Below are 11,694 nucleotides of genomic sequence, written 5' to 3'. Positions count from 1 at the left end.
GCGGTGCCAGGGCACGCGAGCCCGGCAAGATCGGCCGGACAGGACCTAGGGGATGAGGACGACCTTGCCGATCGTGCCGCGCGTCTCCAGGGCGCGGTGGGCCGCCGCGGCCTCGGCGAGCGGGAAGCGCTGGACGGCGGGGCGCAGGCGGCCGGCGGCGGCTTCGGCGAGGGAGCGGGTCTCCAGCGCGCGCAGGCCGCCGGCCTTGTCGAGCATGGCCGGGCCGAGGACGCTCTCGGAGGTGATGCCGCGAGCGGCGAGCTCCTCGTCGGTGAAGGTGAGCGGGGAGCCTTCGCGGATGCCTTGACTGGACCAGCCGAAGACGATGTGCCGTCCGCCCTTGCCGAGCAGGTCGACGGCGGCGCGGCCGGTGTCTCCGCCGACGGAGTCGAAGACGACGGTGGCGCGGCGTTCGCCGAGGTGGGCGCGGACGCGCTCGGGCCAGTCGGGGAGCGTGTAGTCGACGGCGAGGTCGGCGCCGTTCCCGGTGACGCGGGCGACCTTTTCGGGGCCGCCGGCGAGGCCGATGACGGTGGCGCCCGCGTTCTTGGCGTACTGGACGAGAAGGGTGCCGATGCCGCCGGCCGCCGCGGGGACGATCGCGACGGCGTCGGGCCCGAGGTCGGCGAACTGGAGGATGCCCAGCGCCGTGCGGCCGGTGCCGATCATGGCGACGGCCTCGGCCTCGTCGACGCCGGCCGGGATCTCGTGGAGCCTGCCGGGATCGGTGACGGCGAGCTCGGCGTAGCCTCCGGGCGCCATGCCGAGGTGGGCGACGACGCGCTTGCCGAGCCAGTTCTCGTCGGTGCCTTCGCCGATGCGGTCGACGGTGCCGGCGACTTCGCGGCCGGGGATGGTGGGCAGGTCGAGGGGGGCGGGGTACGGGCCCGTGTCGCCCTCGCGCAGGGCGGCATCGAGGAGGTGCACACCGGCGGCGGCGACGGCGATGCGGACCTGGCCGGGGCCGGGCTCGGGGTCGTCGACGGTCTCGTACGTGAGGTTCTCGGCGGGGCCGAAGGCGTGGAGGCGGACGGCGTGCATGGTGGGCTCCCCTGTGCTGTGTGCTGCCGTTGGTGAGCCCACTCTTCAACCTCGAGCAAGGTTGAGGTCAAGGCTTCCGGGCAGGGCCGGACGTGACATCGGCGCCCGGGCGCTGTCAGTGGTGTGCGTCACTATGGGGGTCATGGCGCGGAAGACCAGGAACACGCAGGTGACGGCGGCCCGGCGGCCGGAGGTGCGGCTGCCGCCGCTGCGGCCGTACGGCGACGGGCGGCTGGAGCCGGACGGGGACTACGACGGCCTGGAGCTGGCCGGGCTTGATCTGGCGGGGCAGGAGGGGGCCGGGGCGCGGTTCCTGGACTGTGCGCTGCGGGAGTGCGGGCTGGACGGGACGTCGCTGGCGGGCGCGCGGTTCATCGACTCGGTGCTGACGGCCGTGCGGGGTGTGGGGACGGATCTCGCCGGGGCGTCGCTGCGGGACGTGGAGGTCGTGGACGCGCGGATGGGCGGGGTGCAGCTGCACGGGGCGGTGCTGGAGCGGGTGGTGGTGCGGGGCGGAAAGATCGACTACCTGAATCTGCGGAACGGGAAGCTGAAGGACGTGGTGTTCGAGGGCTGCGTGCTGGCCGAGCCCGACTTCGGCGGGGCGGAGCTGGTGCGGGTGGAGTTCCGCGACTGCGCGCTGCGGCGGGCGGACTTCAGCGGTGCCCGGATGACGGACGTGGACCTGCGGGGGGCGGCGGAGCTGGACATCGCGCGGGGGGTCGAGCGGCTGGCGGGGGCGGTGATCAGCGCGGCCCAACTGCTGGATCTGGCGCCGGTGTTCGCGGCGCAGATAGGGGTGCGGGTGGAGGGCTGACACCCCCTGTGGGGTCTGGGCTGCGGGGCGCTGGGGGTTACGGGGTCCGGGGGAAGCGGGCCTGGAGGTCCCAGACGACCGGGTTGTCGGCGAGGCCGTCGTGCATGTCGGTGAGGTCGGCGATCAGATCGTGCAGGAAGTCACGGGCCTCGCGACGCAGCTCGGCGTGGCTGAAGGTGAGCGGAGGTTCGTCGCCGGGCATCCAGTCGGCCTCGACGTCCACCCAGCCGAAGCGCCGCTCGAAGAGCATGCGGTCGGCCGACTCGGTGAAGTCGAGCTCGGCGTACTGCGGCTGGGATGCCCGGCTCCCGCGCGGGTCCCGGTCGAGCTGCTCGACGATGTCGCACAGCGCCCACGCGAAGTCGAGCACCGGCACCCATCCCCAGGCTGTGGACACCTCGCGGTCCGCCTTGGTGTCCGCGAGATACACGTCCCCGCAGAAGAGGTCGTGCCGCAGGGCGTGGACGTCCGCGTGGCGGTAGTCGGTCTGCGGGGGGTCCGGGAAGCGGCGGGAGAGGGAGTAGCCGATGTCGAGCACGGGTCGATGGTGTCATGCGCGTGCACCCGGCCCGGGGGCACGGTCCTGCGGCCTGCGGAATCGTTACCGCGCGCACGTTCGAGTGAACGATCTCGTGATGCGCCTCGGCGACCAGGCCTGCGCCGGCAGCGTCGCTCTGCGCGAAGGAGGTCCCCCGTGGCACTGCCCGTTCCTCATGACGGGTTCGAGTACGACTACGAGACGGATGAGGTCAAGCCGGTTCAGCCTGTGCCGCCTGCGCCCGAGGAGCTCCAGCCGTGCGGGCCTTCGGACGAAGGGGCCGACTCCGGCTCCGGCTCCGGCTCCTGCTGAGGACTCTCAGAGGGCGAGTGCCGGCCATGGATGTGAAGGGTGCCTTCGGCGCGTTCAGTGCGGTCGCCCCACTGACCGTGCCCGGCCCGGCTCACGGCAGCAGCCGCTGCTCCTTCGCCACCGCCACCGCGCCCGCCCGTGTGTCGACGCCCAACTTGGCGTAGATCCGGCCCAGATGGGTCTTCACCGTCGCCTCGCTGATGAACAGCGCCCGAGCGATCTCCCGGTTGCCGAGTCCGCGCGCGAGCTGCCCCAGGATGTCCAGCTCGCGGTCCGTCAGGGCCGGGCGGGCCGCACCCCGCATCCGGTCCATGACGCGACTCGCGACCGGCGGGGAGAGGGTGGTGCGGCCCTGGGCGGCGGAGTGGATCGCCGCGAACAGCTCCTCCGGTCGCTCGGCCTTCAGCAGATAGCCGGTCGCGCCCGCCTCGATGGCACGGGTGATGTCGGCGTCCGTGTCGTACGTCGTCAGGACGAGCACATGCACGTCGGGAGAGGCGATCCGGCGCGTGGCCTCGACCCCGTCGATGCCGGGCCCCAGCTGGAGGTCCATCAGCACGACGTCCGGCCTCAGCTTGGCGGCCATCGCGACCGCCTCCTCGCCGCTGCCCGCCTCGCCGACGACCTCGATGCCCGGCTCGCTGCCGAGGAGGGCGAGGAGCCCCGCGCGTACGACGGCATGGTCGTCACAGAGCAGGATCCGTACGGTCATGGCGTCTCCAGCGGGATCGCGGCCGAGAGCACCGTGCCCTCGCCGGGCGCGGACTCGACCGTCAGGGTGCCGCCCAGCTGCCGGACCCGCGCCCGCATCGCGGGCAGGCCGTGGCCCCGAACGCCCCGAACGCCCCGAACGCCCCGGACGCCCTGGACGCCCGGCGGCGCCTCACCCGGTGCGAAGCCGCGGCCGTCGTCCGTGATGTCCAGCACGATCCGGTCGTCGAGGTAGGTCAGCGTCAGGGCGGCGGAAGTGGCTCCGGCATGCTCACGGACGTTGGCCAGGGCACCCTGGGCGATGCGCAGCAGCGCCGACTGCACCCGGTCGGGCAGCGGGACCGGTGTGCCGTCGACCTGGAAGCCTGCGGACTCGCGCGCGGCGAGGGCGCGCAGCGCCTGCTCCAGGCCGCCGCCCTCCGCCAGATCGGCCGGCGCCAGGTCGTGGACGAAACGGCGGGCCTCGGCGAGGCTGCGCTCCGCGATCGACTCCGCCGTACGGACATGGCGGCGCGCGGTCGCCGGATCCGCGTCCCAGATGCGGTCCGCGGCCTGCAGCAGCATCTGCTGGCTGGACAGGTTCTGCGCGAGGGTGTCGTGGATCTCCATGGACAGCCGCTGGCGCTCGGCAAGGGTGCCCTCGCGGCGCTCGGTGGCGGCAAGTTCGCGCCGGGTCCTGATCAGGTCGTCGATCAGTGCCCGCTGGCGGGCGGCGAGGCGCTCCGCCTGGATGAAGACGGCGGTCGCGATCGCCGCGACGGCGGGCGGTGCGATCACCAGGTTCGGGTCGAAGCCGCCGGACGAGAGCTTGAGCTGAGCGGCCACGACGAAGGCCGTGAGCAGCGCGACCAGGACGAGCGCGGCACGCGGCGGGAGCGTGCGCAGGCCGGTGTAGAAGAGCGGCACCGCGCACCAGGCGAAGCTGGGCGCGAGGACCACGAGCACCATCCAGACGGCGACGACCGTGCCGAGCCAGGCCGGCAGGCGGGGTGTGCCGCGGGAGCCGAGGGCCGGGCCGAGTACGTACAGGGCGGCGAGCGCGGCCGACAGGCCGATGATCCACGGGGAGCGGCCCTCCCAGGGGTGCCGCAGCAGATAGCGCACGAGCGAGGCGCCGAGGAGCAGGAAGAACGCGGCGTGCATGACGGGGGCGAGTCGGCGGGCATCGGGGTCGCGGGCGTCGTGGTCCTGCTCGTACCGCCGCTCCACCGTCCACCACTCCTCGCTGACCTGCACAGATGTCCCCATGGTGACCCGGCGGGACCACGGGCGCATCAACCGATCGGCTGACACCCCCGTCATCCATCATGCGCGCCGGAGGCATCCGCTCCGTGGACCGTACGGGACCGGTGGCGGCCCGAGGATCGACGGCAGAGCGAGTCACTGCCGAGTCCCGGCGCCTATCGAGGAGTTGTCCCATGAATCCCAGGAAGAAGATGTCGCTGCGTGCCCGTGTCCTGGCCGGCGCCGCCGTCGCCGCCGCGCTGGGAGCCGGCACCATCGGCGCGGTCTCCGCGAACGCCTCCGCCCCGGCCGCCGCCGCGCCCACCACGGTCGAGGCCGACACCGCGAACCGCAATCTGCACCGGACCAGCCACCTGACCGTCGAGGCGGCGACCAAGGCGGCCCAGGCCGCGCTGCAGGCGGCGCAGGACGAGAACCAGCGCGTGACGGTCGCCGTCGTCGACCGCAACGGCAACACCATCGTCACCCTCCGCGGCGACGGCGCGGGGCCGCAGTCGTACGAGTCGGCGCAGCGCAAGGCGTTCACCGCGGTCTCCTGGAATGCGCCGACCTCGGAGCTGGCCAAGCGGCTCCAGCAGGCCCCGAACCTGAAGGACATCCCGGGCACGCTGTTCCTCGCGGGCGGCGCCCCGGTGCAGGCGAAGGGCGCGCCCGTCGCGGGCATCGGTGTCGCGGGTGCTCCGAGCGGGGACCTCGACGAGAAGTTCGCGCAGGCGGGCGTTGCCGCGCTCGGCGAGTAGCAGGAGCGCGAGCAGGAGCCGGGCCGGCACCAGCGGCACCAGCGGCACCAGCGGCACCAGCGGTACGGGGTGCCGGTGGTGCCGAGTGCGCGTGGTGCCGGGTGCCAGGTGCCGGGTGCCGGTGATGCCGTGGTGCCGGGGGGTTCCGTCTTCCCCCGGGTACCACCGGCTGTCTCGTACATCACCTCGACCCAGCCCAGGAAGCGGACATTCCGCGCATAGGATCATTGGCGTGGACCAGCGATCCCTCCGCCGCGCCCTGGCGCCGGCCGCAGCCCTCCTGACCCTCCTCGCGGGCGCGGGCTGCACGGCCGATGCAGTCACGGGAGCCCAGGGCACCCCCGGCGCCGCCGGTCTGCGCGACCCGTACTTCCCCAAGCTCGGCAACGGCGGCTACGACGTACGGCACTACGCCCTCACGCTCGACTACGCCCCGAAGACGGGCAACCTCACCGGTACCGCCGAGATCACCGCCCGCGCCACCCAGAACCTCAGCGCCTTCAACCTCGACCTCCACGGCCTGACCGTCCACAGCGCGACCGTCGACGGCGCCCCCGCCGCCGTCAACCGCGCGGGCGACGAGCTGACCCTGCGCCCGCGCGACGACCTCGAAAAGGGCAGTACCTTCCGCACCGTCGTCCGCTACTCCGGCTCCCCGCGCACCATCACGGACGCCGACCGCTCCGAGGAGGGCTGGCTGCGGACCGCCGACGGCGCGCTCGCGCTCGGCGAGCCTGCGGGCTCGATGGCGTGGTTCCCGGGCAACCACCACCCCGGCGACAAGGCGACGTACGACATCAGCGTCACCGTCCCCAAGGGCCTCGCCGCCGTCGCCAACGGGGAGCTGCGCTCCCAGCGGCCCACCGCCGACGGCGGGCGCACGACCTTCTCGTGGCACGCCGCGCAGCCGATGGCGAGTTACGTCGCCACCGTCGCCATCGGCGCGTACCGCATCAAGACGTCCGGCCCGGCGGACGGCCGGGGCGTGCCCGTGTACACCGCCGCCGACACGACCGTCGCCGCGCGCAGCGAGAAGCTGCTGGCCCGGATCCCCGAGTTCATGGACTGGGCGAAGGACTACTTCGGCCCCTACCCCTTCACCTCCACCGGCGCGATCGTCGAGCGCGCGGGGGACGTCGGTTACGCCCTGGAGACCCAGAACCGGCCCGTCCTCCCGGAGACCTCCTTCAACGCCCCGACCCTCGTCCACGAGCTCGCCCACCAGTGGTACGGCGACTCGGTCACGCCGAAGACCTGGCAGGACATGTGGCTCAACGAGGGCTTCGCGACATACGCGGAGTGGCTGTACTTCGAGGACTTCGAGGACATCCCCGTCCAGGAGAGCTTCGAGACGGCCTTCGACACCGAGGCGAACTGGGCCTTCCCGCCCGCCGAGCAGCCGAGCGCCGAGGACATCTCCGGGCCGCCGGTGTACGACCGGGGCGCGATGGTGCTCCACAAGATCCGCCAGGCCGTCGGCGACGACACGTTCTTCGCCGTCATGGAGGGCTGGGCGCAGACGCACCGTCACGGCAACGTCTCCACCGACGACTTCATCACCTACGTCGAGGAGGAGTCGGGCGAGGATCTCACCGAGCTGTGGGACGTCTGGCTGTACGGCGAGGGCAAGCCCGCGAAGCCTTAGAGCCGGTGCCTGAAGCCTTAGAGCCGGTGCCTAGAGCGGCTTGCGCATCACGAGGCAGGGGCGCCCTGCCTGCGCGTCCCTGCGGCGGTCGATCTCCTCGTACCCGAGCGCCGTCCAGAAGGCGAGCGCCTTCGGATTGTTCTCCAGTACGGCCAGCCGCACGGCCGACCGCCCCGCGGCCCGGAACCGCTCCTCGACCAGCCCCGCCAACGTTCGTCCGTAACCGGCCCCGTGGTGCCGGCCGTGCACCATCAGCAGGCCGATCCAGGGGTCGGGGTCGGCCGGGTCCGGGTGGTGCGCCAGGGTCACCGCGATGCCGATCAGCCGCCCCTCCGAGCGGGCCAGCAGCACCTGCGCCGAAGGCTGGGCCAGCTCGTCGGCGAGCGCGGCCGCGACCTGCTCGGGCCGGATGTCGTCCGGGTCCGGGAAGTCCCCGCTGAGCTGCTGGAACGCGCGGTTCGATGCATAGAGCGCAGTGAGTTCGGTGAGCAGGGGCCCGGGCAGGGCGCCCGGCTCCTTCAGTGCCGGCGTTTCGAGGATCACGCCTCGCAGGCTAGGCCTTGTCCGGCCGAAGGGCCCGTCTTCCCCCTGCGGATACGCCGAGACCCCGGCCGGGACGGCGGCCGGGGCCCTCGGTCCGTACAGGAACGGACCTCCGTCAGACGTTCACACCGAAGTCCTGGGCGATGCCGACCAGGCCCGAGGCGTAACCCTGGCCGACGGCGCGGAACTTCCACTCCGCGCCGTTGCGGTACAGCTCGCCGAAGACCATCGCGGTCTCGGTGGCGGCGTCCTCGCTCAGGTCGTAGCGGGCGATCTCGGCGCCGCCTGCCTGGTTGACGATGCGGATGTACGCGTTGCGCACCTGGCCGAAGTTCTGGGAGCGGTTCTCGGCCTCGTAGATGGAGACCGGGAAGACGATCTTGTCGACGTCGGCCGGCAGGCCCGCCAGGTTGACGTTGATCTGCTCGTCGTCGCCGCCGCCCTCACCCGTGCGGTTGTCACCCGTGTGGACGATGGTCTGGTCCGGCGTGGACTTGTTGTTGAAGAAGACGAAGTGGCCGTCGGAGACGACCTTGCCGCCGGGGTTGACCGCGATCGCCGATGCGTCGAGGTCGAAGTCGGTGCCGGTGGTGGTACGGACGTCCCAGCCGAGGCCCACCGTGACGGCGGTCAGGCCCGGTGCCTCCTTGGTGAGCGAGACGTTGCCGCCCTTGGACAGGCTTACAGCCATGGGGAGGTCCCTTTCCTGGTCGAGTGCAGTCACCCTCCATAACGCGGACAGGGGACCATCGGGTTCCCCGGACCACCGTCGGTTCCCCGGGATCCTCCGAAAAGAGGGTGACGGGAGTCGTGCGCGGACGCGACCATGGGACACATGTCCGGGCCCTATCTCATCCGCGGCTCCGTCTCCCTCCCGGAGGCCGAGCTCATGTGGCGTTTCTCGCGCTCGTCGGGCCCAGGCGGCCAGCACGTCAACACGAGCGACTCGCAGGTGGAGCTCCGCTTCGACCTCGCGGCGACGGAGGCGCTGCCCGCGGTCTGGAAGGCCCGCGCCCTGGAGCGCCTCGCGTCCCGGCTCGTCGGGGGCGTGATCTCCGTACGGGCGTCGGAGCACCGCTCCCAGTGGCGCAACCGTGAAACGGCGGCGGTGCGCCTGACGGCACTCCTGGCGGAAGCGACGGCTCCGCCGCCTCGTCCGCGCCGCCCCACGAAGATCCCCCGGGGCATCAACGAGCGGCGTCTGCGCGAGAAGAAGCAGCGAGCGGAAACCAAACGCGGCCGCAGCGGCCGCGATTGGTGAGCTTGGGCTCTTCGCCCCCCGGGGCGGCCCTCACCGAATCGGCACCGGCGGTTGTGCCCACCCGTCCCTCCCCTGGGACTTCGCTCCGGGCCCCCAGCGGAAACGTCTGCCCACAACGGCTGGGTTGAGGGGGCTGCGTCAGCCCAGGTGGCGGTACCGGCCGCGGAAGTACATGAGCGGGCTGCCGTCCCCGCTCGGCAGTCCGACCTTCAGCACGCGGCCGACGACCAGCGTGTGGTCACCCGCCTCCATCCGCTGCTCCGTGCTGCATTCCAGGACCGCCAGCGCACCCCCCACCAGCGGCGCCCCGCACACCTCGCCGCGCGTGTAGGCGATGTCCTCGAAGAGGAGCCGGTCGCTGATCCGCCCCTTCATCGAGAACCGGCCCGCGATGTGCCGCTGACTCTCGGAGAGCACCGACACCCCCCACAGCGGCTGCTCGGCCAGCAGGTCGTCCATCCGTGAGCCGTTGCGCAGGCTCACGAGCACCAGCGGCGGGTCGAGCGACACCGACATGAAAGCCGTCGCGGTCATGCCGGCGTCGTCGCCGCGCGGGCCGTCGTCGCTCAGCTCGGGCTCGTGCGCCGTCACCAGCACCACCCCCGCCGCCAGGCGGGACATGGCGGCACGGAACTCGTCGTTGCTCACCCCCTCAGGATGGGGGATGGCCTCGGTGCGGGGAGCGGGAGTCGTCTGAAGCACAACCGGAACGCTAACCTCGTCCCCGCAACCGCCGCATCGGGCGAGAGGACCAGGCGAAGGCCCGTAGGGTCCTAGGACTCCGGACCCGCTTCGGTCCCGGCCCGGTCCGGATTTGCGTTCAAGAAGCCGACGGAACGGCCCCGAGTCACCCATCTGACCCTTCATCACCTGATGTGACTTGAGTCACAGAGCGCGGTATTTGTTGACCCTGTGTACCGAGTGGGCAGCGCGCTGTGATTCAGTGGCGTGGACAGTCCACCAAAGGGATCGATGAGAAGCCTGGAGTCACGTTAGCTGTCGAGGTCTCGGGGAGAGCGAGCAATGGAGACCGAGTCGGAGCCGTACGTCCGTCTTGCGACCCTGCGGCAGCTGCATCAGGCCGTGGCGGACCTCAACACGGCCCGTAGCCTGGCCGACACGCTGCAGGCCGTCGCCGACGGCATCGTCGCGGGTCTGGGTTACGAGCTGGCATGCGTCAATCTCGTGCGCCCGGACGGGGATCTCGTCGTCGCCGCCTTCGCCGGAAACAGCGCGGCCGAGGCCCTGATCACCGGCCGCGTCGGCTCCCGCACCTCCTGGGAGCGGAGACTGTCCATGGGCGAGGCCTGGGGCGAGCTCCGCTTCATTCCGCACACCGAGGGCTGGGTGCTGCTGGAGGACGATGTTCCGCAGTGGTACACGGAGGGCCCCGAGCCCCGCTTCGAGGACGAGTGGCACCCCCAGGACCGGCTCTACGCGCCCATGTACGCATCGGGCGGCGGACGTGAGCTCCTCGGCGTGATCTCGGTCGACAAACCCCGCAACGGCCGTCGGCCGGGCGCCTGGGGCCAGGAAGCGCTCCAGATGTATGCGTCGCAGTCCGCGATTGCGATCAGCAACGCCCGGCTCCGAGCAAACATGCAACGCGCGCTGGTGCGTCTGGAGCGCGAGCAGCAGGCTCTGCGCGCCAGTGAGGAGTCGTTCCGGCAGGCCTTCGAGTACGCGCCGAGCGGCATGGCCATCGCCGAGATGGGCGGCGATCAGCACGGCCGGCTGCTGCGCACCAACGACGCCCTGTGCCGCCTCCTCGGGCGGCCCGCCTCCGCGATGCGCCGGTACTCCTTCGCCGACCTCGTCCACCCCGAGGACATCGGCACGCTCCTGCGCACGTCCGCCGAGGGCGGCCGGGCCGAGCTGCGTCTGGGCCGCCGCGACGGGACGTACGTCTGGGTCTCGCTGCGGAACTCCGTGGTCGCGGACACCGCCGACGGCCCGCGTTTCCTGCTGACGCACGTCGAGGACATCGAGGAGCGCAAGCGCCACGAGCTGCAGCTCGCGCACCGGGCCAGCCATGACTCGCTGACCGGCCTGCCCAACAGCGCGGAGCTGCGCGCCCGCCTCAGCGCCCGGATCTGCGAGCGGCCGCAGCTGTCGGAGCGGGCGAGCGCGGTGGAGGCGCTGGACGCGGCGTATTCCGCACACCCCGCGCACTCCGTCCGCCCGGCGCACTCCGCGCACTCCGCGCATTCCGCGTACGACAACGGCGGCGCCGACGAGCAGGGCCTCAGGTCCGACCGTTTCGACTTCGACCCGCCCGTGCCCGGCGGACCCTTCGATCACCATGTGCACGCCATCGCGCCGGACGGCGAGTACGACGACGGCACCAAGGGGCTCGCGGTCCTCTTCTGCGACCTGGACGGCTTCAAGTCGATCAACGACCGGTTCGGGCACAACACCGGCGACGCCGTCCTCATCGAGGTCGCGCGCCGGCTCACGACGGGCGTGCGCGACGGGGACACCGTCGCCCGGCTCGGAGGTGACGAATTCGTCGTTCTCGCCGACGGGCTCGGTGCGGCGGACGCCGCCGACCTGGCCGTACGCCTGCGGAACGCGATCATCCCGCCGATCCGCGTGGACGGGCGGGCCGTCCGGGTCGGGGCGAGCTTCGGGATCGGCTGGGCGGTCTGCGGTATGTCCGTAGAAGAGGTACTTCAATCCGCTGACCAGCGGATGTACATCGAGAAGCGGTCCCGGTCGAAGGTTCACCGCCGGGCCGGATAGCCTCCGCCGGGGAACCGGACGGGAATCAGGGATCGTCCTTGGATTTGCTCGAACGGGGTAGGCTCGGCCGGTCGGCGACGGCTGGCGAGCATGGATAGG

The 11,694-nt window shown here is 72.0% G+C and carries 13 protein-coding genes; 6 read left to right on the top strand and 7 right to left on the bottom strand.

Going from position 1 to position 11,694, the window contains the following annotated elements:
- Positions 1 to 45 precede the first annotated feature (45 nt).
- On the bottom strand, positions 46 to 1,041 hold the full coding sequence (locus ACWCXB_RS04020; RefSeq protein ID WP_450718725.1) for a zinc-binding dehydrogenase: 996 nt from the start codon (positions 1,039 to 1,041) through the stop codon (positions 46 to 48).
- Between the two features lie 142 nt (positions 1,042 to 1,183).
- On the opposite strand from ACWCXB_RS04020, the gene ACWCXB_RS04015 reads away from it, so the two are divergent.
- Positions 1,184 to 1,858, top strand: a complete 675-nt coding sequence (locus ACWCXB_RS04015; RefSeq protein WP_450718723.1) for a pentapeptide repeat-containing protein — start codon at positions 1,184 to 1,186, stop codon at positions 1,856 to 1,858.
- Positions 1,859 to 1,895: 37 nt separating this feature from the next.
- On the opposite strand, the gene ACWCXB_RS04010 is transcribed toward ACWCXB_RS04015, so the two are convergent.
- Positions 1,896 to 2,396, bottom strand: coding sequence for a hypothetical protein (locus ACWCXB_RS04010; RefSeq protein ID WP_450718721.1), 501 nt, complete (start codon positions 2,394 to 2,396; stop codon positions 1,896 to 1,898).
- Positions 2,397 to 2,552: 156 nt separating this feature from the next.
- On the opposite strand from ACWCXB_RS04010, the gene ACWCXB_RS04005 reads away from it, so the two are divergent.
- Positions 2,553 to 2,708, top strand: a complete 156-nt coding sequence (locus tag ACWCXB_RS04005) for a hypothetical protein (RefSeq protein WP_450718719.1) — start codon at positions 2,553 to 2,555, stop codon at positions 2,706 to 2,708.
- Between the two features lie 91 nt (positions 2,709 to 2,799).
- Here the strand turns inward: ACWCXB_RS04005 and ACWCXB_RS04000 are convergent, their stop codons facing one another.
- Entirely contained in the window at positions 2,800 to 3,420 is a 621-nt protein-coding gene (locus ACWCXB_RS04000; protein ID WP_450718717.1) for a response regulator, read from the bottom strand.
- Positions 3,417 to 4,562 carry a sensor histidine kinase gene (locus tag ACWCXB_RS03995; protein WP_450718957.1) on the bottom strand — a complete coding sequence of 382 codons (1,146 nt, stop codon included), beginning with the start codon at positions 4,560 to 4,562 and terminating at the stop codon, positions 3,417 to 3,419. The genes ACWCXB_RS04000 and ACWCXB_RS03995 overlap by 4 nt, the downstream gene beginning before the upstream one ends.
- Before the next feature lie 275 nt (positions 4,563 to 4,837).
- On the opposite strand from ACWCXB_RS03995, the gene ACWCXB_RS03990 reads away from it, so the two are divergent.
- Positions 4,838 to 5,404, top strand: a complete 567-nt coding sequence (locus tag ACWCXB_RS03990; protein WP_450718715.1) for a GlcG/HbpS family heme-binding protein — start codon at positions 4,838 to 4,840, stop codon at positions 5,402 to 5,404.
- Between the two features lie 232 nt (positions 5,405 to 5,636).
- On the top strand, positions 5,637 to 7,049 hold the full coding sequence (locus ACWCXB_RS03985; protein WP_450718713.1) for a M1 family metallopeptidase: 1,413 nt from the start codon (positions 5,637 to 5,639) through the stop codon (positions 7,047 to 7,049).
- 30 nt (positions 7,050 to 7,079) lie between these two features.
- Here ACWCXB_RS03985 and ACWCXB_RS03980 read toward each other — a convergent pair whose 3' ends face one another.
- Together ACWCXB_RS03980 and ACWCXB_RS03975 are read right to left on the bottom strand one after the other, a co-directional pair.
- Positions 7,080 to 7,592 (bottom strand): GNAT family N-acetyltransferase, encoded by a 513-nt coding sequence (locus tag ACWCXB_RS03980; protein WP_450718711.1) that lies wholly within the window; start codon positions 7,590 to 7,592, stop codon positions 7,080 to 7,082.
- A gap of 115 nt (positions 7,593 to 7,707) precedes the next feature.
- Complete coding sequence (locus tag ACWCXB_RS03975; RefSeq protein ID WP_385414535.1) at positions 7,708 to 8,283, bottom strand: TerD family protein; 576 nt, start codon at positions 8,281 to 8,283, stop codon at positions 7,708 to 7,710.
- Positions 8,284 to 8,418: 135 nt separating this feature from the next.
- Between ACWCXB_RS03975 and arfB the strand changes: the two genes are divergently transcribed.
- Positions 8,419 to 8,853: an alternative ribosome rescue aminoacyl-tRNA hydrolase ArfB gene (arfB, locus tag ACWCXB_RS03970; protein WP_450718709.1), complete on the top strand. Its 435-nt coding sequence runs from the start codon at positions 8,419 to 8,421 to the stop codon at positions 8,851 to 8,853.
- A 138-nt stretch (positions 8,854 to 8,991) separates the two neighbouring features.
- On the opposite strand, the gene ACWCXB_RS03965 is transcribed toward arfB, so the two are convergent.
- Positions 8,992 to 9,555: a flavin reductase family protein gene (locus ACWCXB_RS03965; protein WP_450718707.1), complete on the bottom strand. Its 564-nt coding sequence runs from the start codon at positions 9,553 to 9,555 to the stop codon at positions 8,992 to 8,994.
- 321 nt (positions 9,556 to 9,876) lie between these two features.
- Here ACWCXB_RS03965 and cdgB point away from each other — a divergent pair, with 321 nt between their 5' ends.
- A complete protein-coding gene (cdgB, locus tag ACWCXB_RS03960; RefSeq protein WP_450718705.1) occupies positions 9,877 to 11,595 on the top strand; it encodes a diguanylate cyclase CdgB in 1,719 nt (572 codons plus the stop codon).
- Positions 11,596 to 11,694 lie beyond the last annotated feature (99 nt).

This window comes from Streptomyces sp. NPDC001514 (genome assembly GCF_053597075.1).
Note: the sequence above shows the minus strand (reverse complement) of the source record. Positions and strands in the feature narration are given on the sequence as shown.